Below are 21,002 nucleotides of genomic sequence, written 5' to 3' on the forward strand. Positions count from 1 at the left end.
ATTGCCCACGGGGGTAGAGCACTGGATGGGCTAGGGGGCCTCACCGCTTACCAAACCTAACCAAACTCCGAATACCGTGGAGCACAGTCCGGCAGACAGACGGTCGGTGCTAAGGTCGATCGTCAAGAGGGAAACAGCCCAGACCGCCAGCTAAGGTCCCCAAGTGGTGGCTAAGTGGGAAAGGATGTGGGAAGGCCATGACAACCAGGAGGTTGGCTTAGAAGCAGCCATCCTTTAAAGAAAGCGTAATAGCTCACTGGTCTAGACAAGCCGGCCTGCGCCGAAAATGTACCGGGGCTCAAGCCACCCACCGAAGCTGCGGGTGCACGCAAGTGCGCGGTAGCGGAGCGTTGCCTAGGCCGATGAAGGGCACCCGTGAGGTTGCCTGGAGGTATGGCAAGTGAGAATGCTGACATGAGTAGCGACAAAGAGTGTGAGAAACACTCTCGCCGGAAGTCCAAGGGTTCCTGCGCACGGTTAATCCGCGCAGGGTGAGCCGGCCCCTAAGGCGAGGCCGAAAGGCGTAGTCGATGGGAACCTGGTTAATATTCCAGGGCCTGGCAGAGGTGACGAATCCCGAAGTGCGTACGGCCTTATCGGATTGGCCGTGCGCTGGAGGGGTTCCTGGAAACAGCCCTGCCGACAAGACCGTACCCGAAACCGACACAGGTGGACAGGTAGAGTATACCCAGGCGCTTGAGAGAATGGTGTTGAAGGAACTCGGCAAATTACCCTCGTAACTTCGGGAGAAGAGGGCCCCGTTCCTGCGCAAGCAGGGGCGGGGGGCACAGACCAGGGGGTGGCGACTGTTTACTAAAAACACAGGGCTCTGCGAAGTCTCGCATGACGACGTATAGGGTCTGACGCCTGCCCGGTGCCGGAAGGTTAAAGGGAGGGGTGCAAGCTCCGAACTGAAGCCCCGGTAAACGGCGGCCGTAACTATAACGGTCCTAAGGTAGCGAAATTCCTTGTCGGGTAAGTTCCGACCTGCACGAATGGCGTAACGACTTCCCCGCTGTCTCCAACACCAACTCAGCGAAATTGAATTCTCCGTGAAGATGCGGAGTACCCGCGGTCAGACGGAAAGACCCCGTGCACCTTTACTCCAGCTTTGCAGTGGTGCCAGGGTTCCCATGTGTAGGATAGGTGGGAGGCTTTGAAGCCAGGGCGCCAGCTCCGGTGGAGCCATCCTTGAAATACCACCCTTGGGATCTCTGGCATCTAACCGCGCTCCCTGAACCGGGAGCCGGGACCCTGCATGGCGGGGAGTTTGACTGGGGCGGTCGCCTCCCAAAGAGTAACGGAGGCGCGCGAAGGTTGGCTCAGAGCGGTCGGAAATCGCTCGACGAGTGCAATGGCATAAGCCAGCCTGACTGCGAGACCGACAAGTCGAGCAGAGACGAAAGTCGGCCATAGTGATCCGGTGGTCCCGCGTGGAAGGGCCATCGCTCAACGGATAAAAGGTACGCCGGGGATAACAGGCTGATCTCCCCCAAGAGTCCACATCGACGGGGAGGTTTGGCACCTCGATGTCGGCTCATCACATCCTGGGGCTGGAGCAGGTCCCAAGGGTTCGGCTGTTCGCCGATTAAAGTGGTACGTGAGCTGGGTTTAGAACGTCGTGAGACAGTTCGGTCCCTATCTGCCGTGGGTGTCGGAGTGCTGAGAGGCGCTGTCCCTAGTACGAGAGGACCGGGATGGACGCACCTCTGGTGTACCGGTTGTGGCGCCAGCCGCATCGCCGGGTAGCTAAGTGCGGACGGGATAACCGCTGAAAGCATCTAAGCGGGAAACCCCCCTCAAAACAAGCACTCCCCGAGAGCCGGGATAGACCATCCCGTCGATAGGAGGCGTGTGGAAGCGCGGCAACGCGTGAAGCTAAGCCTTACTAATCGCTCGATCGGCTTGATCCCAACGCGGCGCGTCATGCGCAGCAGCAAGCCCGCAGAACAAAGCATCCGTCGAAGACGCATCGCATCCTCATCACCCGCCTCAAGGCACCCGGGCGCTTGGTCGACCTGGTGGTCATAGCGAGGGGCCCGCACCCGATCCCATCCCGAACTCGGCCGTGAAAACCCTCCGCGCCAATGGTACTGCGTCTCAAGACGTGGGAGAGTAGGTCGCCGCCAGGTTCACCAACCGCCCGTATGCCTCCAAGGCAGTAGAAACCGTCACGAATTCTCCCATCACATGTCCCGCACCCTGACGCGGGGTGGAGCAGCCCGGTAGCTCGTCAGGCTCATAACCTGAAGGTCGCAGGTTCAAATCCTGCCCCCGCAACCAAGTCCCAGCGAAAAGCCCGGATCTTACGATCCGGGCTTTTCGCTGTTCGCAATCACGGAGTACCGCCCCGATGGGTTTCACGGTCACGCGGCAGATCGGCATCGACGCCGGCCATCGGATCGCCAGCCACGGCTCCAAATGCCGTCACCTCCACGGTCATCGTTACCTGATCGAGGCTTGTTGCAGGACTGCCTCGGGCGATCTGCGGGCCGACGGCGAACAGGCAGGGATGGTCCTGGACTTCGGTTTCCTCAAGGAGGAAATGATGGTCCATATCGACGCTCCCTGCGACCACGGACTGATCCTCGACTTCGCGGATCACCAGATCCTGTCGATGTTCGCGCCGCCCGGCAGCCGACCCGCCGACTGGCTCGACCATCTCGCGGCCCAAGTCCGCGACCAGGGATACGTGCAGACGGCCGATACCGCGCTCGGCCAGAAACTCTATGTGATCCCTTATCCGCCTACGGCGGAATGGCTCGCCAGGCACTGGTCCGAACGCTTGGCGCCCGCAGTCATCGCGCGGAGCGATGGCTTGGCGGTGCTGGATCGGATGACCGTCTGGGAAACCCCCAACTGCTACGCGACGTACAGGGCGGACTGACCCCGTACTGTACGTCGCGTACGCCGACCGCGCGTGCCTATTCGCCCGGTGCGGGATAGCCCTGCAGTGGGCGCCTCGTGCCGGATGGCATCGGCGCGTTCCGCCGTTCCGTCGCCGCTGCCCGGCGGGGAGTGAGATAGAGCAGGGTGACCATGATCAGCGTCCAGGTCAGCTCGCTCTGCTCCAGCAGGAACTTCTCCGTCATGCTGTAAATCAGCGTGTAGATCATCAGCAGCATATAGAACAGGCCCGCGATGTCGTCGCTCCCGATCAAGCGGGAATAGGCCCGCTTGAAGCCGGTCAAGAACACCACCAGGAACAGCCCGAAGCCGATGAAGCCCAATTCCAGCCAGACGTCCAGATAACCGTTGTGGCCGTTGCCGATCGTCGCCCAGATGCGAGCGTACACGTAGCTCGCACCCTCAGGTGTCCAGAAGGCCCGGTATCCCGCTCCCAGCATCGAGTGGTTCATGCCGGCGGTGATCGCGTGGGTCCAGATGGTGGTGCGTCCGGTGAAGGTCAGATCGCGGCCGACCGCCTCCAGGCCCACCACGAGGAACTGCGTGACCGCCATGACCATCGCGAAGCCGAGGATCATCAGCGACCCGACGCGCAGCGACATGGGCAGCCGGGCGCCGCGCAGGAAACGCAGCACGTAGATCAGCAGCAGCAGCACGACGGTCGTGATCCAGGCCGTCCGGGACTGCGACATGGCCAGCATGAAGGTACACAACCCCAGCCCCGCCCAGGTGAACCAGCGCTGCTTGCCGCCCCGCTCCATCATCAGCAGGCTGAAGATGATGACGCCCAGCGCCATCATGCGGCCCAGCCTGTTCTTGTGGCCGAAGGACCCGAGCCAGCTTCCCCCCAGCGGCGGACCCTGGTGAATGGTCGAGGTGGGATACAGGATCACCAGGATCAGCGACAGCGCCGCTCCCAGCATCAGCGCCCACCCGACCAGTTCCAGCAGCTCGCGGGGCGTGTAGCGCAGGACCAGATAAAAGGCGAAGGTGGTCGTCAGCGTCAGGGCGACGGCCCGGCGGAAAGTCGCGTCGGGATAATAGGACCACAGGGCCGAAAACAGGGCGAACCCGGTCAGCGCCAGGAGAGCCCAGTTCCCGATCAGCAGCTTCGGCAGCCGTACGCGCTCGGAGAGGATATACAGCAGTCCGATCGAATAGATCGTCAGCGTCGCGGCCTGGAACTTGATGTTGCCGGAATCGACCTCGTCCGCGAAGTCGCGGTTCATTTCGATGCCGGACCGGAACGCGAACAGGTACGGGGCCAGCGCCCCTGCCAGGACCATGAGCGCCAGGATGCAGAAGACCCGCTCCAGGTTGCGCATCAGGTAGAATTGGAAATCGGTCATGCAATGCCATTCAGTCGATCGATGCTTCCCTGGTACAAGCCGCCCTGAAGCATCGAAAACCGCCAGTACTCATCCCCGGGATAATAGCGAAAGGCCGGCCGTGGCGGCAGCGATCATCCGGGTAAGCCGAATGCCCAAGTTCCTGTCAGCTTGTGTTGCACCGCAGGAGCAGCTTCATTTTTCCGCCATTATTGCGCGAGGCCGACCGGATCCGGGGTTTCGATCTATCTGAGGGCTATCTGATGGTCACCCAAGGGAACGTTGGTGGCACCCCGCAAACCACCGTGCGAAGTGACATCGGACATGCCACAGTCCAGTCTCTTCCAGGGGCCTAATTGCAAGATTTGAGAAATCCTATGGGTGACGACAAGGTCGCGTGGGTGCAATGCGCCAAAGGCATGACGATTTGCCTGGTGGTCTATGGCCATGCCATGTTCGGCGTCGATGCGGCTGTCGGGATGGACCCGACTTTCTTCTTCTACAACAATGAGTTTTTCAGCCTCTTCAGGATGCCTTTGTTCTTCTTCGTTTCAGGCATCTTCGCTTTCCGCAGCATCGCCCGCCCCCTGGACCAGTTCGTCAACCGGACGGTCTTGCACTTCGTCTATGTGTATCTGGTCTGGTGCGTGATCCAGTATGTGTTCCGGTTGCTCACCGGAGGCATCGGCAACCAGAGCATCGATCCGTATGCGATCCTGCTGATCGCCTACAAGCCGATCAACGTGCTGTGGTTCGTCTATGTCCTGCTGGCCTTCTTCGTCGTGACGCGACTCCTGCGCCCGGTTCCCTTCTTCATCGTCCTGGCCCTTGCCGGCGGTCTGGCGGTGGCGCATGTGAACAGCGGGGTCTACGTGGTGGACCGCTTCACCAGCAACTATGTCTTCTTCCTGATGGGCTATTACGGCTCGCAGATGATCCTGGACCGCGCCCGGCAGATCACGTCGACGCACGCGATGGTGCTGGTGCCGCTGTTCATAGCGGTGACCTTCGCCCTGATCTATGCCGAACTCCGGCATGTCCAGATCGTCCGGCTGGCGGTCGTCATGTTCGCCATCTTCGCCATGATCGCGCTGTGCGTCGTGCTGTCGGAACGGAAGCTGGATGGACTGTTCCTCTACGCCGGCAGCTATTCCTTGCCGATCTTCGTTTCCCATACCATCGCCACGGCCGGATCCCGCGTCGTGCTGTCCAAGCTGGGCCTCGGCAGCCCGGCGCTTCTGGTGATCGGTTCGACGCTGGGCGGCATCATCATGCCGATCATCCTGGCGAAACTGTGCGACCGGATCGGGTTCCCCTGGCTGTTCCGAAAGCCCGCCTGGTTCTCCATCCATTTCCGATCCGACGATCCGCCGGCTCGCCGCGAGTCCTCCGAACCGTCCGACCGCCGGCTCGCCGACACTTCCGCCCGCCCTTAGGCATCGCGCCAAGCCGGCAAGGCTTCGACCCGGCAAGGTTTCGACCCGGCACGTGGCCGGGTCGATGTGCTGTCACTTGGCGGTTTCTTCCTTGAGGTAGGCGATCAGGTTGTTGAGGTCGTCGTCCTTGCGGACGCCGGCGAAGGCCATCTTGTTCCCCGGAAGGAAGCCCTTCGGGTCCTTCAGGTACTTGGACAGGCTTTCCTCATCCCAGGTGACGTCGGCGTTCTGGATGGCTTCGGAGTACTTGAAGCCCTCGACCGACCCGGCCTTGCGACCGATCAGGCCGACCAGATGAGGTCCGACGCGGTTGGTTTCCTTATCGACCACATGGCATGCGCGGCATTGGTTGAAGACCTTCTTGCCGGCTTCCGCATCCTGCGCCCGGGCGGGTCCGGCAGACAGCATGGCCGTGGATACGGCGGCCACCATCAGGCAACCGGAACAGGCGGCGAGCAACTTCCTCATTACGACGTCTCCTCAGCAACAACGTGTCCAGGCTCAGCCGCTCCAGGCGGCTGACATGGTCAGGGTGAACCCCGTGCCAACGTTTTGGGCACCCTTGTTGTTGCCGTGGAATTGGGGCGAATTTCCGGACCGCGTCGCCGGGTCCTGCCACCGGACCGTGCCGCCGGACAAATCTCCGGCGGCTCAGACCAGCAGGCTCAGGACCGCCCTGTTGCTGGCCTGGACGATCGCCAGACCCTGCCGCGCCATCTCCTGGCGGACCTTGAACGCCTGGAAGCGGGCGCTCTCCTTCGTCATGTCGGCGTCCTGGATGGCCCCCAGCCCGCCTTCCGAGGCGGCGGCGATGTCGTTGTTGAAGCTGATGTAGTTCTCGACGCTGCGCAGGTCCTTGAACAGGCCGTTCATCACCCGGCTCAGCGAATCCTCGAGCTGGGACAGCCGGTACGGGCTGCTGCCGCTGTCGTCGATCATGGCGGCGGCCCGGGCCGCGTCGGGCGTCGGGATGACCTGCTGCTCGGACGGAAAACCCTGGCCGTTCTGCACGAGGTCCTGGCCGGTGTCGAGGAAGACCTGCCGCCAGGCCTGGGCGATGTCCTCCTTGTTGCGGGCTCCCGCGGTACCGTCCGGATCGGTGAAGCCGGAAAGGGTCAGGCTGCCGCCGGTCGGGTCCCAGTCGCCGATCGTCGTCTGCCGGCCATCCACATTGCTGACCACCTTGTGAGGGGCGGTATAGATGCTGTTGTAGAACTCCCCGTCCGACACCAGCGACGTGCCGTCCTTCATCAGGCCGTTGTAGTGGTCCAGGATCTCCGCGGCGTAACGCTTGTAGCGGACCTCGTAGTTCTCCCGCTCGACGCCGACCAGCGAGGTGTCGGCCAGCTTGACCAGCGTCTTCCGTACCTGCGCGGTCAGGGACGACATCACCGAAACGCCCTCGGTCGTGCGGTAGATCGAGTCCTTCGTGGCGTTCAGCCGCTCGTTCACCGCGTTGATCGCCTTGACGTTGGTGTCGATCCGGATGGACACGGCGAAGGCCGCGCCGTCGGTGTAAGCGTCGACGATGTTCCTGCCGGTCGCCAGCCGCGCCTCGGCCGCCTTGGTGTATTCCGCCGCCATGCTGAGCGATCGCAAGGCCGACATCTGGACGGCATTGGTATGGATCGAGAGGGACATGGCGAAGCCTCCGAGCTTCTCTACTGACCGCCGGTCGGAAGAAGTTTCCCACGGGCAGGATTCTCCTGCGGGCAATTCTTGCCCCAGGCAATTTTTGCCCCCCAAGGCTTAAATGTTCGTAAAAAGAGAGGCTTCTTCCGTTGCCGCACCCGGGCCGCGACGCCGCCGGGGAGGACCCTACAGGGGCTCTCCCCGGATCATGCGGGGAAGCTCGCCGACCATCCCCATGGCGTGCCGCATGAAGAATTTCTTCAGCGGGGGCATCCGGTTGACCGCCGCCATGCCGATATCGCGCGCCAGCTTCAGCGGCCCGAAATCGTTGGAGAAGAGGCGCGTCAGCAGATCGGTCACGGTGATCAGCGTCAGGTTGTCGAACCGGCGCCAGCGCTGATAGCGCGCCAGCGGTTCCATCCCGCCGACATCCAGTCCGAGCCGGTAGGTGTCGACGATCACCTCGGCCAGCGCCGCCACGTCGCGCAGGCCCATGTTCAACCCCTGGCCCGCGATCGGGTGCATCGCGTGCGCGGCCTCGCCGGCCAGCGCCAGGCGCTGCGCGACGTAGCGCTCGGCGTGGAGCACCGACAGCGGCCACGCCGACCGTTTGGTCACCACCCGCACCGGCCCCAGCCAGGTGCCGACCCGCCGCTGGAGCTCGGCGGTGAAGGCCTCGTCCGACAGGCCCATGTAGGCCGGCACCAGGGACTTGCGCTCGCTCCAGACGATCGACGAGCGGTTGCGGGTCAGCGGCAGGATCGCGAAGGGGCCGCCGGGCAGGAACTTCTCGACCGCGACGCCGCCATGGGGCAGGTCGTGGGCGATGTTGCAGATCATGGCACTCTGGTCATAGTTCCAGGTGGTCACGCCGATGCCGGCCGACCGGCGGCAGAGCGAATTCCTGCCGTCGGCGCCGATCACCAGCTTCGCCGTCACGGTCCGTCCGTCTGCCAGGACGACCTTCGCGGCGCGGGCGTCGCGCTCGATCCGGGTGACGGCGGCCGGGGCGATGTGACGCAGGCCCGGCAGTTCGGCGATGCGGGCGAACAAGGCGCGGCGGATGACGATGTTGTCCGCGATCCAGCCGAACGGGCCGATGCCGACGTCCTGGTGGTCATAGTGGAGGAACAGGGGCGACTCCTGGTCGACCACCCGGATATCCAGGATCGGCTCGGCGTCGTCGGCCATGTGGCGCCAGACCCCGGCGCCGTCCAGCACCTGCTTGGAGCAGAAGGCCAGCGCGGTCGTCCGGCCGTCGAAGTCCGTCTCCATCTGGGTGGGCGGAGTATCGCGGTCCAGGCATACCACCGGCACGCCGGCGGTCGCCAGGGCCGCCGCCAGGGTCAGGCCGGCCAAGCCGCCGCCCACGATCACCACCTCCGTCGTCAGGTCGGCGGAGTCGGTGCTTTGTGCGGCCGTCACGGGCCGTACGGGATCTGATATCGTCATGTCCTTGAAAATCGTCCTGCCCGAACCGGATGTCCAGCGTGTCTTTATGGCGCAGCCGGCTCATGAATGCTCAAAAAACGGGCGCACCTCGCCCATGATTCGGGCAACCACTCCGAAAGCCATAGGCAAAGGGCTGCCGCCGTGCGACTTTCCCGGCAGATCTTCACCCGGCATGCTTCTTGAAAACCCTGCAGTCCAGTGGGGTCGCAAGCGGACCACCGGAAGGCTGCCCGGCGGGGAGCTGCGCGGGGGACCAGCGGACGGGCTTCGTTCGGCGATAAGAACAAGGGAAAACGGTTCATGAAACTGATAGTTGCGATCATCAAACCTTTCAAGCTGGACGAAGTGCGCGAGTCCTTGACGTCGCTGGGCATCCAGGGACTGACGGTCAGCGAGGTCAAGGGATTCGGCCGGCAGAAGGGGCAGACCGAGATCTATCGCGGCGCCGAGTATTCGGTAAGCTTCCTGCCCAAGGTGAAGGTGGAGGTCGCGGTCACCGACGAACTGGCCGAGCAGGTCGTCGAAGCGATCCAGAAGGCCGCCAATACCGGCCGGATCGGCGACGGGAAGATCTTCGTCCTCGAGATCGCCCAGGCGGTGCGCATCCGCACCGGCGAAACCAACGGAGAGGCGCTCTAAGAGGGCGGCCGTAAAGAGGGCGACCGTCCCGCCGTCGGTTTCCCGCCGGTGGCTCACCGGCAAATGGGAACGGCGCGGATCGGAGTGGGGTGGCCCGGCGGAATGGCAGTTCCGCCGGGCCTTCTTTATGCAAGCCCCCCGCTTGTACGCGCGGCATGCCGCCGCTACACTCGTTTACGTTTTGTACGAACCTCCGGGATCGACCGGCATGCTGTCTTCTCCGCTCGTGAACGATCGGCTCGGCCGGTTGAGCGACTATCCCTTCACCCGGCTGGCTTCGCTGCTGGCTGGCATCACGCCGCGCACCAACGCGGAGCCCGTCATCATGTCGGTCGGGGAGCCGCAGCACGCGCCGCCCGCCCTGATCGACGAGGTGCTGCGCACCCAGGCGCATCTCTGGGGCAAGTACCCTCCCGTCGCCGGCACGCCGGAATTCCGCGCGGCGGCCGCCCGCTGGCTCGACCGGCGCTATGGTCTCCCCGCCGGCATGGTCGAGCCGGACCGCATGGTGCTGCCGGTCGCCGGCACGCGCGAGGCGCTGTTCCTGGCGGCCCTGCTCGCCGTGCCCGAGTCGAAGGCCGGCCGGACGCCGGCCGTGCTGCTGCCAAACCCGTTCTACGCGGCCTATGAGGGGGCGGCCGTCATGGCCGGGGCCGAGGCGGTGTTCCTCACCACGACCCGCGAGACCGGCTTCCTGCCCGACCTGGACGCGCTGTCGCCCGAACTGCTGGACCGCACGGCGCTGTTCTATCTGTGCACGCCGTCCAATCCCCAGGGCGCCGTCGCCGACCGGGCCTACCTGACGCGCGCGATCGGTCTGGCCCGCCGCCACGGTTTCATCCTGGCGGTCGACGAATGCTATGCCGAGATCTACGACGCCGAGGCGCCGACCGGCGTGCTGGAAGTGGCGGCGGCCCTGGAGTCGCGGGGGGAAGCGTCCGGCGGCGGGCTTGCCAACCTGCTGGTCTTCCACTCCCTGTCCAAGCGGTCGAACGCCGCGGGCCTGCGGTCCGGGTTCGTGGCGGGCGATCCCGACCTGATCGCCCTGTTCTCCCGCCTGCGCAGCTACTCGATCGCCGGCACCCCGCTGCCGGCCCTCGCGGCTGCGGCGGCGCTGTGGGACGACGATGCCCACGTGGTCGAGAACCGGACCCTCTACCGCGCGAAGTTCGACGCCGCCGAGTCCGCCCTGGACGGGCGATTCGGCTTCTACCGGCCGGCCGGCGGCTTCTTCCTGTGGCTCGACGTGGGCGACGGCGAGGCCGCCACCGCCACCCTGTGGCGGGAGGGAGGCATCAAGGTACTCCCCGGCGCCTATCTCACCCGCCCCGATGCCGACGGTGTCAACCGCGGCTCCTCCTTTATTCGTATAGCATTGGTCCATGATGCCGCCACGGTCGCGGAAGCCTGTACACGAATCGCCAAAATCCTCTAAACCTGACCCCGCAAGACCCCGCGCAGCACCAAGGAAGAGCAAGGTACCCATGGCGTCCCGTACCGCCGCATCAAGTTCCGCCGCCCCGTCCGGCGGCGTTTCCGGTGGGCGGTCCACCGCTGGCCGCGGTTCCGCCGGCAGGGCCGGCACCGGACGGACCGCCGCCGGGACGTCCGGCAGCCGGGCTGGCGGCGGCCGCGCCGGCAAGGCGCCGCTGCTGCCTCCGGCGGCCCGGGACTTCATCCGGCAGCGGGCGGTCGAGGGCGTCGGCCTGACCCTGACCTCGATCGGGCTGCTGCTCGTCCTGGTGCTGCTGACCTACGACCGGGGCGATCCTTCCTGGAACACCGCCGTCAACCCGGAGGCCAACCCGAAGATCGGCAACGTGCTCGGTCTGCCCGGCGCCTATGCCGCCGATCTGCTGATGCAGTGGCTGGGCATGGCGTCGTATCTTCTGGGTGCCATCGTCATGGCGTGGGGGCTCCGGATCATGAGCCACCGGGGGCTGAGCCGTATCGTGCTGCGGGGCCTGATGACGATCGTCGGCGTGCTGACGGCCTCGATCTTCTTCGCCCAGGTCCCGGCGTTTCCCGGATGGCAGCTCACCCATGGCCATCTCGGCGGCACCGCCGGGGATGTGCTGCTGACGGCGCTTTCCAGGCTGACCGGCGGGCTGATCGAGGGATTGGACCGGCCCCTGCTCGCGACGATCTCGGGCGGCGTCTCGGTCGTCTCGGTCATCGTCGCCCTCGGCCTCTCGCTGCGCGACTGGCGCGACGGCGCCCGCAGCGTGGGCTGGGCCGTCGGCGCCGCCGGGCGCGGCGCCCGGGAGGCCGGCGGCATGGCCGGACAGGCGGCGCGCGACGCCTCCGGCCTGCTGCGCAACCGCCCGCGCCCGGACGGCTTGTCGGGAGTGGCGGCGCTGTTCGGCTTCGGCCGGCCGCATGAGGAGGACGAGGCGGAGGCCGGCGCTCCGCCGCCGCGGCCCAGGCCCGCGCGCGGGGTCCGCAAGCCGCCGCGCCTGAACGACGTGGAAGCGGACGATCCGGAAACCGCCGGCGATCCGGGGGAAGAGGATGCCGAGGCCGCTCCGAAGCCGCCCAGGCCGGTTTCCGTGGTCAAGCCCCCGTCCGGTCCCAAGCCCGCGGCCGGCAAGGCGTCCGGCCAGCGCGAGCCGATGCTGGAGCTGTTGCCGGAAACCGACTACGAGCTGCCGCCCCTGGATCTGCTCCAGGAGCCCGACCCCTCGGCCAAGCCGAGCACCCTGGACGACGACGCCCTGCGGCAGAACGCCGTGATGCTGGAAGGCGTCCTGGGCGATTTCGGCGTCCGCGGCGAGATCCAGAAGGTCCATCCCGGTCCGGTGGTCACCCTGTACGAGCTTGAGCCGGCGCCCGGCACCAAGTCGTCCCGGGTCATCGGGCTGGCCGACGACATCGCCCGGTCGATGAGCGCCGTGTCGGTCCGGGTCGCCGTGGTCCCGGGCCGCAACGTGATCGGCATCGAGCTGCCCAACGCCCGGCGGGAGATGGTGCTGCTGCGCGAGCTGCTGGCGGCGGAAAGCTACGAGCGGTCCGCCGCCAAGCTGGCCCTGGTGCTCGGCAAGGACATCGGCGGCCAGCCGGTGATCGCCGACCTCGCTCGCTTCCCGCACCTGCTGGTGGCCGGCACGACCGGGTCGGGCAAGTCGGTCGCGATCAACACCATGATCCTGTCGCTGCTCTACCGCCTGCCGCCGGACAAGTGCCGCTTCATCATGATCGACCCCAAGATGCTGGAGCTGTCGATCTACGAGGGCATCCCGCACCTGCTGACGCCGGTGGTCACCGACCCGAAGAAAGCTGTCGTGGCCCTGAAATGGACCGTGCGCGAGATGGAGAGCCGCTACCGCTCCATGTCCAAGCTCGGCGTGCGCAACATCGAGGGCTACAACGCCCGGCTTCGCGAGGCCAAGAAGAACAACGAGGTGCTGACCCGCCGGGTGCAGACCGGGTTCGATCCCGACACCGGCAAGCCGATCTTCGAGGACCAGCCGATCGACCTGACCGAACTGCCCTACATCGTGGTGGTGGTGGACGAGATGGCCGACCTGATGCTGGTGGCCGGCAAGGACATCGAGGCGGCGATCCAGCGCCTGGCGCAGATGGCGCGCGCCGCCGGCATCCACCTGATCATGGCGACCCAGCGGCCCTCGGTCGACGTGATCACCGGCACGATCAAGGCCAACTTCCCGACCCGGATCAGCTTCCAGGTCACCAGCAAGATCGACAGCCGCACCATCCTGGGCGAGCAGGGCGCCGAGCAGCTGCTCGGTCAGGGCGACATGCTCTACATGGCCGGCGGCGGCCGCATCACCCGAGTCCATGGACCTTTCGTGCGCGACGACGAGGTCGAGCATGTGGTCAGCTTCCTGCGAAGCCAGGGCGAGCCCAACTACATGGAATCGATCACCGAGGACGAGGAGGAACTCTCCGGCGGCGGCTTCGACGACGACGCGGGCGGGCGGCCCGGATCGGGCGACGAGCTCTACGACAAGGCGGTGGCGCTGGTGCTGCGCGAGCGCAAATGCTCCACCAGCTTCGTCCAGCGCCATCTTCAGATCGGCTACAACAAGGCGGCCCGGCTGGTCGAGCGCATGGAGCAGGAGGGCGTCGTCAGCCAGGCCAACCATGTCGGCAAGCGCGAGGTGCTCGGTCGCTCCGACGAGGCGGAGGAATAGGGCGGGCAACGCGGGCGATTGCGAAAAAGCCCCTATGCCGCCCTTTTTCGGCCCCGGCGGATGAGCATATCTTGGAGCATGAAAGCCTTGCTACGCCCCCTCGTGATTGCCGCCGGCCTCGCCCTCGCGCCGCTGGCAGCCCCCTCGATCCTCCATGCCGCGCCGGCGGCCAGCCTCACCCAGGCGCAGAAGGAAGACATCGCCCGGATCGAGCAGTATCTCGACGGCGTCAGGACGTTGAAGTCCGACTTCGTCCAGGCCGGCGGCGACGGTTCGCTGGTCAGGGGCACACTCTGGCTGTCGCGGCCCAACAAGATGCGTCTGGAGTACGAACCGCCGATCCGGGACTTCATCGTGGCCGACGGGTGGTTCGTCTTCTATTGGGACGATGAACTGAAGCAGCAGAGCAGCGCCCCGATCGGCTCCACCATGGCCGACATCATCCTGCGCGACAAGCTGCGCCTGAGCGGCGACATCACGGTCACCGATTTCGTGCGGGAGGCCAACGTCATCGAGGTCTCCGTGGTGCAGACCAGCGAGCCGGGGGCCGGCACGCTGACGCTGGTGTTCGAGGACGCGCCGCTGCGGCTGCGCAAATGGCGCATCGTCGATCCCCAGGGCCTGACTACCGAGGTGGCCCTGCTCAACCCCCAGGTCGGCGTCCAGCTCGACAGCGACCTGTTCATCTTCCGCGAACCGCCCTCGACCCGGCGGGATTGACGCCCGTCCGGGCCGCGGGATCCATGTTTGCTTGACGCCGTCCGAATAACTGGACGCCCGGTATTCCGCCGCCGGGCGTCCACCGCAGGGGAGCTGCGGAAAACCTCATCGTTCTCATCCGAAACGGCTAATCCTTTGGTGGCATGACCGTTGCAGTGAAGCTTCTGCCAGCGGGGAGCGAACCGGCACATGGCCGGCCCCGAAAACGTCGGATAACAGGAGAATCTTCATGGCGATGAGCGGAATTCCGGGCGGCGCGTCGGTCGGCGTCGAGCAGAGCGGCAAGGGCGGCGGCGAGGCCGTCGGCCATTCGGGAAGCGCGTCGGGCGCCTTCGGCGGGGCCGGAAGCGGCGGCGGCGGCATGGCCGTGGGTGGCATGGTCGGCGGTTTCGCGACCGGCGGCATGGGATCGGGCGGCGACGCGACCTCCGACTCCTCGTCTTACGGTGCGCTGGGCGGCGACGTCAGCGACAATACGTCGATCCAGAACCTGACGATCAATTCCTGATCGACCGTCTCCCGATGGAAAGCCGGGACTGCAGGAGGCCGACGTGCTCTCCTCGCGGTTCCGGCTTCCCCATCGGACCTCAGTCGACTCCGTCGCGCAGCCTGTCCCGGCCCAGCAGGCTCGCAACCGCGGCACGCAGCGCAAGCGCCGAGACCGGCTTGTGCAGGAGCGGATAGCCGCTCAGCCGGGCTTCCTTCAGGCAGCGCGGGTCGGTATCGCCGGTGATGATCAATCCGGGAAGGTCCGCGCCAAGCATCTTGGCGATCTGCCGGATCGCGACGATGCCGCTCGCCGGGCCGGACAGGCGGAAGTCGGCGATCACCAGGTCGGGCGGATCGGCCTGGGCCGTTACGCCCTCTACGGCTTCGTCATAGCCGGACGCCGCCGTGACATCGCAGCCCCATTGGTCGAGAAGAAGCTCGAGCGCCTGCAGCACGATGACGTCGTCCTCGATCACCAGCACGCGGGGGCGGCCGGCATCGTTCGGCCGCGCCGGAGCATGGGCCGGTTCGGCCCGGATCTCGGCTTCGCCTTCCATCGGCACCGTGATCGCGAAGACGGATCCCTTGCCCTCCCGCGACCGCACGCTCAAGGAATGGTCCAGCAGGCGCGACAGGCGGTCCACGATGGAAAGGCCAAGGCCGAACCCGGCCGACTCCGACGTGCTCGGCGTATTGCCGCGATAGAATTCCTCGAAGATGATGTCGAGCTGGTCCGCCGGGATGCCTGGCCCCGTGTCCCAGACCTCGATCCGCAGCCGCCCGCCCTGGCGGCGGCAACCCAGCAGGATGCGGCCGGACGAGGTGTAACGCACGGCATTGGACAGAAGGTTGCGAAGGATTCGTTCCAGCAGGTCGCGGTCGCTGCGGATCACGGCGGAGCAGGGGGCGACATGCAGGGTCAGCCCCTTCTGGCGGGCCGGCCCGGCGAATTCCAGCGCCATGCGGGTCAGCAGCCCGTTGACCGAATGGCCGACCGGTTCGACCCGCAGGGTCCCGGCATCGATCCGGGCGATGTCGAGGTGGGCGTCCACCAGGTTCTTGATGGTCGCCAGCGCGGTGTTCATGGCGCGCAGGATGTCGCGGCTGGTCGGATCCTTCAGCCGGTTCTCCAGGGCGCCGACGAACAGCGAGAGGGCGGCGAGAGGCTGCCGAAGATCGTGGTTGGCCACGGCGAAGAAGCGGCTGCGGGCCCGGTTGGACCGCTCGGCTTCGATCCGCGCCTCCAGAAGGTTCTCCTCCAATCGGCAATGGTCGGTGATGTCCTGGACTGCGGCCATGCATAGCGTGCGCCTGCCGAGCGTGAACCCTTCCGACGTGACCAGCACGTCGATCACCGTGCCGTCGGCCAGCAGGTGGCGCCACTGGCCCGACTCGCCGGGGGCGGACAGGTCGGCCAGGGCTTCCAGCAGCCGGGGCGTGTCCTCCGGCGGGCGTATATCGGAAATCCGCATGCCCAGGAAATGCTCGCGCGGATAGCCGTAGCAAGATACGGCGGCATCGTTGACCGCGACGAAGGCAAGCGTTTCGCGGTCGAAGATCCAGAGCGGCAGCGGATTGCGGGTAAATGCGAACGAGCTCGTCACCTGGGCGAGCAGGCCGTGGACCGGCTCCGGAGCCGCGGAACCGCCGGACGGCGACGGGGCCTGACCGGCGGCGGGCCGCAACGGATCGCACAGGCAGACCAGCCCTCCGTCTGCCATGGAGTAATGCCTGAAAGCGACTCCGCACGACTTGCGGGCCTCGCTTTCCAGATGGCCGAACGGCATCTCAAGGGCGAGCAGCGCACCGGCATTGGCCAGCAACGCTGCTGCGGACATGTTCCATGACGATATCAGGCCGCGTCCGTCCACGGCCACGATCCCGGGTTCGCCCGTCGGATCGACGTACGGAGCACAGTCGTGGTCGGGCCAGCGGTCGGAGGTGTCGCAAGCGTTTCGGTTCTGGTCTGACATGTTCAACCTGTTGAAGACAGGAAGAGCCTATTCATTTCCTGCCGGAACGCAAAGCGGCGTAAACAGGAATTCACGGCATTTTCGCGGTACGCGGCCGCGTCGAGCAAAAGACCGGCATTAGCCATAACGGATTTTGAATACCGGAATCGTCGTTATGATGCATAAGGTGACGACATTCACCAGTATTACCGGAAAATTGTCGAGCATGAAGCCATGGATGCGCCATGGGACAATGCCGCCGCAAAAGCATACGAACAGTGTCGTCACGAGACCCCTAGCAGCTTTGCTGCGTCAAGTTTTCATCGTCACGATAGGAAGCGCATCCGTGGTGGGCCGACCGGCGATCATGCCGGCAGGAACGCTTGATCGGGGCACCGGAAGCAGTGGCGAATTGACGCTTGGCCGGACGGTTCCAACTGTTCATGATACGTACTTTGCAGGTGCGCCGGGATGGACGGATCGATGGCTGAGGCAACGGTTTTCGAGGAAGACGGAATGGTTTCGGGGCGGGCCGGCATCGCCGGCCTGTTGTCGCGGGGCGTGCGGCGGGCCCTGGCCGAGCGTGGTTTCTCCAGCTTGACCGAGTTTCGCCTGGCGTCGGGCCGACGAGCCGACGTCATGGCGGTCAACGAGGCCGGCGACGTGATCATCGTGGAGATCAAGAGTTCGATCGCGGATTTCCGGGCCGACCAGAAATGGCCCGAATACCAGGCCTTCTGCGACAGCTTCTACTTCGCGGTCGGAGCCGATTTTCCGGCCGACCTGATACCGCCGGAATGCGGGCTGATGGTCGCCGACGGATTCGGCGCCGTGATTCTCCGCGATGCTCCTCTGGTCAAACTCAATGCCGCGCGCCGTCGCGCCGTCGTCCTGCGCGTTGCGCTGGCCGCCAGCGGCCGTCTCCACCGACTGGAGGATCCCATGCTGGCCATGGCGGTGACAGCGGGCTGATCACCTGCGGTGACAGCGGGCTGATCACCTTTGGTGACAGCGGGCTTGATCGTCCGCGCCAACTTCAAGCCTGGAGCCGTCCCGGGGGGCTCGCTATGGTGCGCGCCCGGTTCCCTATCCCCGACCTCCAGGCACAGGTTGCAATGGCCGACGACATCCTGATCATCAAGCTCGGCGCGCTGGGCGACCTTTTCCAGGCCGAGGGCGCGCTGCACGACATCCGCCTCCACCATCCGGATGCGCGCATAACGCTGCTGACCGGGCCGGCCTACAGGGCGCTGATGGAACGATGCCCCTGGGTCGACCGGGTGGAACTGGACCCGCGTGCCCCGCGCTGGCGACTCGACCGCATGCTTGACCTGCGCCGGCGCCTAAGGTCGGTGCCGTTCGGCATGGTCTACGACCTGCAGAACGTTTCCCGGACCGCCTTCTATCGCCGCTGGTTCTTGCCGAGCACCCCCTGGTCGGGAACGGCGCCGGGCTGCAGCCATCCGCACCGGGCGGTCAATCCCAAACGCATTCCCAGCCTGCAGCGGCTGGCCGGACAGCTGGCCGATGCCGGCGTTCCGGTTCGCCATACCCTCGCCCCGGATCTGGGCTGGGTCGCCGACGACGTATCGGGCATCCTCGCGGATGCCGGTGTCCGGGAATCTTACGTGGTCCTGCTCCCCGGCTCCTCGGCGCGGCTGCCCCACAAGCGCTGGCCCGGTTATGCCGTGCTCGCGGAACGCCTGATCTCCGGCGGCAAGACCGTGGTGACGGTTCCCGGCCCCGATGAACTGGATCTCTGCCGGTCGATACCGGGCGTCACGCTGACCGGCGGGAAGTGGCTGAACTATTTCCAACTCGCGGGCGTCCTGGCCGGTGCCCGGCTGGTCATCGGCAACGACAGCGGACCGACCCATCTGGCAGCCCACCTCGGCCGTCCGACCGTCGCATTGTTCGGCAGCCATATGGCGGCCCGCCTGACAGGGATCGACCGGCCTTGGGTGACGTGCGTCGAAGTTCCGGATCTCACGGCACTGCCCGTCCGGCAGGTCGAAGATGTCGTGAACGGCTTCCTTGAACAGCGCTGACGGCGTCCTGCCATCCGGCCCCCCGGGTTTCGGCGGTCGCATGCAAGAAAACAGACAGTTTTAATCCATTGCGTGGTATTGTCTTAAAACGAATGGATTAATACATTGGTTTCCAGTGTGGGCTTTTCGAGCAAGCCACCAGGGAGGACCGGTTTGGTGAAGGCGTGCCTGTTCGGTTTCAACGTTGCGGCGACGCGGTTCCTGCCATGATGAATCCTGCCAAGACGGAACGTCCTGCCCGCGACTGGAGCCGGGTCAAGCCCGGGGAGAAACCTGCTGCCGTTCCGGCGAAGCCCCCTCACGACGATGCCAAGCTCCTGGCCTTGCTGCACTCGGCCAAGCGCGAGCTGCAGGGGCTGCGCCTCGTCCATCTTCACCTGTCGCTGCTGAAGGACAAGAACCTGGGCGATATCGCGGCGATCCGCCGGGCCGTGCAGGAAATCTCGGAAAACTCGGCCTTCCTCCAGCTTTTCAACCTGTCGAACGAAGACATCATCTTCCTCTACAAGGGGATCAAGTTCTCGACCATCACCGACATTTGCCAGAAGATCGAGCGGCTGATGCTGTCGCGGACGCAAATGATGGGGCTGAACCCCTACCGCGAGGACAGCCTCTATTCGATCATGGAACTGTCGCTCAACTTCGTGAACGTGATCCGCTTCATCGAAGGGCTGGATGTCACCGGAGGTCTGGACGGCGCGAAGGCCAGGACAAAACCGTCCGTCACTCTGGAAGAACTGGCTCGGATCGAGCGCCAGATGGCGATCTTCGACCTGTCGCCCTTCATGCTCAACCAACCGGTGATGGATATCCGGCCGGAGGCCAGTAACCATCGCGAATATTTCGAGCTCTACATCGCGGTCAAAAGCGTGGAAGACCGGCTAAGCCCGGAATTCGACATCACGGCGAACCGATGGCTGTTCAACTACTTCACCTCCAACCTCGACCAGTCCATTCTGAAGACGCTGAATTACGGCATCGATTTCATCCGTGGGCACAAGATCGGCCTCAACATCAACCTCACGACCGTCCTGTCGGCGGCGTTCGTGAAGTTCGATGAGCGGCTCACGGCGGAACTGCGTGGCAACGTGGTGCTGGAGATCAATAAGGTCGATCTGATCGAGAACGAGAGCCTTTACCGGGAAGTGGTCGATTTCGCCCGGAACCGCGGCTACTCGATCTGCATCGACGGACTGACGCCATTCTGGGTCACCCACATGGACCTGGAATACATGGCCTGCGACTATGCCAAGGTGTTCTGGTCACAGGACATGCTGGAGATGGACCGCAACGAGTACGACAATCTCGAGGAACGGATCAACAACCAGGACAATTGCCGCTTCATCCTGGCCCGTTGCGGCACGGTTTCCGGCCTGCTGTTCGCCCACAGGATCGGCATCCATCTGGTCCAGGGACGGATCGTCGACAACATCATCCGCAAGGGTGTCAGCGTATCCGACGCGATCAGTACCGCACGGGTAATGGACGATTGAGCGGGACGGGGGCGCCCGTCCCGACCGGATCCGTCCCGACCAAACCCGTCACGAAGCGGTCGCCGCGCTGTGCCAGTTGGGCACCGCTGAGGGCAAGCCCCCGCCGGGAATGCAGCGCCCGGATGGCAGGGTCGGCCAGGTGACGGGCGAATTCGGGCGAGACGCCGGCATAGGTGTTGGCGATTCCGCGCCGGGTCATGCCCTCGATCAGGTCCACGACCGGGCCGGGCAGGGGAAGCCGGCCGACATAGAGCGGCGCATGGAACCTGAACCGCGACCTCGGCCCGGCCAGCCGATGGTCGCCGGCCGTGAAGATCAGGGTGCAGGACGACATGCATTGCGCGGTGTCGGCGACGCTCGTCGTCACCGTCCAGTCCCCCGCCTGCAATCTTTCATGGATCTGAAAAGCCGCCGAGACATCGCCGCCGGGGCTGCCCAGGTGCAGCCGCACCGTGGGGCCATCGATGGCGTTCAACTGGTTGAGCACCCGGTCGGCGGTCGCCTGGGTGATGATCCCGGAAATCTCGATGTCCCGAAGCCCCTCCGGGGCGGCCTGTCCGCCTGCCCCATCGGCCATCACGAGTCCCCGGGCACAGCCCGAGAGCGCGGCCAGGATCAGGCAATGGAGCAGGACAAGCCGGAAGCGCATGACACGAACCCAAGCCAGCAGCCCCTTTTACAGGGCCAGAACGCTTGGATTCGTATCATATTGGACGTTTAATTGCGGTTAATGCCGACGCATCCGCAGCGGC

16 protein-coding genes, 1 tRNA gene and 2 rRNA genes (1 of these 19 cut by a window edge) are annotated in these 21,002 nt (G+C 65.2%); 13 read left to right on the plus strand and 6 right to left on the minus strand.

What is annotated here, in order from left to right; translation table 11 throughout:
* The 4 genes from JL100_RS01275 to JL100_RS01290 form a co-directional block, all read left to right on the plus strand.
* Positions 1–1,913 (plus strand): 23S ribosomal RNA (locus JL100_RS01275); it begins 830 nt to the left of the window's first position.
* Positions 1,914–2,017: 104 nt separating this feature from the next.
* Positions 2,018–2,132 (plus strand): 5S ribosomal RNA (gene rrf, locus JL100_RS01280).
* A 74-nt stretch (positions 2,133–2,206) separates the two neighbouring features.
* A tRNA-Met gene (locus JL100_RS01285) sits at positions 2,207–2,283 on the plus strand.
* Between the two features lie 70 nt (positions 2,284–2,353).
* On the plus strand, positions 2,354–2,887 hold the full coding sequence (locus JL100_RS01290) for a 6-carboxytetrahydropterin synthase (protein ID WP_202683968.1): 534 nt from the start codon (positions 2,354–2,356) through the stop codon (positions 2,885–2,887).
* Positions 2,888–2,924: 37 nt separating this feature from the next.
* Here JL100_RS01290 and JL100_RS01295 read toward each other — a convergent pair whose 3' ends face one another.
* Positions 2,925–4,256: an O-antigen ligase family protein gene (locus JL100_RS01295; RefSeq protein ID WP_202683967.1), complete on the minus strand. Its 1,332-nt coding sequence runs from the start codon at positions 4,254–4,256 to the stop codon at positions 2,925–2,927.
* A gap of 356 nt (positions 4,257–4,612) precedes the next feature.
* Here JL100_RS01295 and JL100_RS01300 point away from each other — a divergent pair, with 356 nt between their 5' ends.
* Entirely contained in the window at positions 4,613–5,671 is a 1,059-nt protein-coding gene (locus JL100_RS01300; protein ID WP_202683966.1) for an acyltransferase family protein, read from the plus strand.
* Between the two features lie 72 nt (positions 5,672–5,743).
* On the opposite strand, the gene JL100_RS01305 is transcribed toward JL100_RS01300, so the two are convergent.
* The 3 genes from JL100_RS01305 to JL100_RS01315 all read right to left on the minus strand — a co-directional run bounded on the left by JL100_RS01305 (position 5,744) and on the right by JL100_RS01315 (position 8,755).
* Positions 5,744–6,139, minus strand: coding sequence for a c-type cytochrome (locus JL100_RS01305; RefSeq protein WP_228421015.1), 396 nt, complete (start codon positions 6,137–6,139; stop codon positions 5,744–5,746).
* Positions 6,140–6,322: 183 nt separating this feature from the next.
* Positions 6,323–7,312, minus strand: coding sequence for a flagellin (locus tag JL100_RS01310; protein WP_202683965.1), 990 nt, complete (start codon positions 7,310–7,312; stop codon positions 6,323–6,325).
* Between the two features lie 177 nt (positions 7,313–7,489).
* Positions 7,490–8,755 carry a UbiH/UbiF/VisC/COQ6 family ubiquinone biosynthesis hydroxylase gene (locus JL100_RS01315; RefSeq protein ID WP_202683964.1) on the minus strand — a complete coding sequence of 422 codons (1,266 nt, stop codon included), beginning with the start codon at positions 8,753–8,755 and terminating at the stop codon, positions 7,490–7,492.
* A 300-nt stretch (positions 8,756–9,055) separates the two neighbouring features.
* Between JL100_RS01315 and JL100_RS01320 the strand changes: the two genes are divergently transcribed.
* The 5 genes from JL100_RS01320 to JL100_RS36445 all read left to right on the plus strand — a co-directional run bounded on the left by JL100_RS01320 (position 9,056) and on the right by JL100_RS36445 (position 14,776).
* The gene (locus tag JL100_RS01320; RefSeq protein ID WP_158043445.1) at positions 9,056–9,394 is read left to right on the plus strand and encodes a P-II family nitrogen regulator; all 339 of its coding nucleotides are present in this window, start codon (positions 9,056–9,058) and stop codon (positions 9,392–9,394) included.
* Positions 9,395–9,602: 208 nt separating this feature from the next.
* On the plus strand, positions 9,603–10,829 hold the full coding sequence (locus JL100_RS01325; RefSeq protein ID WP_202683963.1) for an aminotransferase class I/II-fold pyridoxal phosphate-dependent enzyme: 1,227 nt from the start codon (positions 9,603–9,605) through the stop codon (positions 10,827–10,829).
* 49 nt (positions 10,830–10,878) lie between these two features.
* Positions 10,879–13,548 carry an FtsK/SpoIIIE family DNA translocase gene (locus JL100_RS01330; RefSeq protein ID WP_228421016.1) on the plus strand — a complete coding sequence of 890 codons (2,670 nt, stop codon included), beginning with the start codon at positions 10,879–10,881 and terminating at the stop codon, positions 13,546–13,548.
* A 78-nt stretch (positions 13,549–13,626) separates the two neighbouring features.
* Positions 13,627–14,268 carry a LolA family protein gene (locus tag JL100_RS01335; RefSeq protein ID WP_202683962.1) on the plus strand — a complete coding sequence of 214 codons (642 nt, stop codon included), beginning with the start codon at positions 13,627–13,629 and terminating at the stop codon, positions 14,266–14,268.
* Positions 14,269–14,497: 229 nt separating this feature from the next.
* The gene (locus JL100_RS36445) at positions 14,498–14,776 is read left to right on the plus strand and encodes a hypothetical protein (protein WP_202683961.1); all 279 of its coding nucleotides are present in this window, start codon (positions 14,498–14,500) and stop codon (positions 14,774–14,776) included.
* A gap of 79 nt (positions 14,777–14,855) precedes the next feature.
* On the opposite strand, the gene JL100_RS01345 is transcribed toward JL100_RS36445, so the two are convergent.
* The gene (locus tag JL100_RS01345) at positions 14,856–16,595 is read right to left on the minus strand and encodes a hybrid sensor histidine kinase/response regulator (RefSeq protein ID WP_202683960.1); all 1,740 of its coding nucleotides are present in this window, start codon (positions 16,593–16,595) and stop codon (positions 14,856–14,858) included.
* Between the two features lie 630 nt (positions 16,596–17,225).
* Between JL100_RS01345 and JL100_RS01350 the strand changes: the two genes are divergently transcribed.
* The 3 genes from JL100_RS01350 to JL100_RS01360 all read left to right on the plus strand — a co-directional run bounded on the left by JL100_RS01350 (position 17,226) and on the right by JL100_RS01360 (position 20,250).
* Positions 17,226–17,681 (plus strand): MmcB family DNA repair protein, encoded by a 456-nt coding sequence (locus JL100_RS01350; protein WP_228421017.1) that lies wholly within the window; start codon positions 17,226–17,228, stop codon positions 17,679–17,681.
* 143 nt (positions 17,682–17,824) lie between these two features.
* Positions 17,825–18,757 (plus strand): glycosyltransferase family 9 protein, encoded by a 933-nt coding sequence (locus JL100_RS01355; protein WP_202683958.1) that lies wholly within the window; start codon positions 17,825–17,827, stop codon positions 18,755–18,757.
* Positions 18,758–18,963: 206 nt separating this feature from the next.
* Positions 18,964–20,250, plus strand: a complete 1,287-nt coding sequence (locus JL100_RS01360) for an EAL domain-containing protein (protein WP_228421018.1) — start codon at positions 18,964–18,966, stop codon at positions 20,248–20,250.
* On the opposite strand, the gene JL100_RS01365 is transcribed toward JL100_RS01360, so the two are convergent.
* Positions 20,222–20,899, minus strand: coding sequence for an ATP-dependent Clp protease proteolytic subunit (locus tag JL100_RS01365; RefSeq protein ID WP_202683957.1), 678 nt, complete (start codon positions 20,897–20,899; stop codon positions 20,222–20,224). The two genes, JL100_RS01360 and JL100_RS01365, sit on opposite strands and share 29 nt — an antisense overlap.
* Positions 20,900–21,002: the final 103 nt, after the last annotated feature.

The sequence above is a fragment of the Skermanella mucosa genome (assembly GCF_016765655.2).
GTDB classification, from domain to species: Bacteria; Pseudomonadota; Alphaproteobacteria; order Azospirillales; family Azospirillaceae; genus Skermanella; species Skermanella mucosa.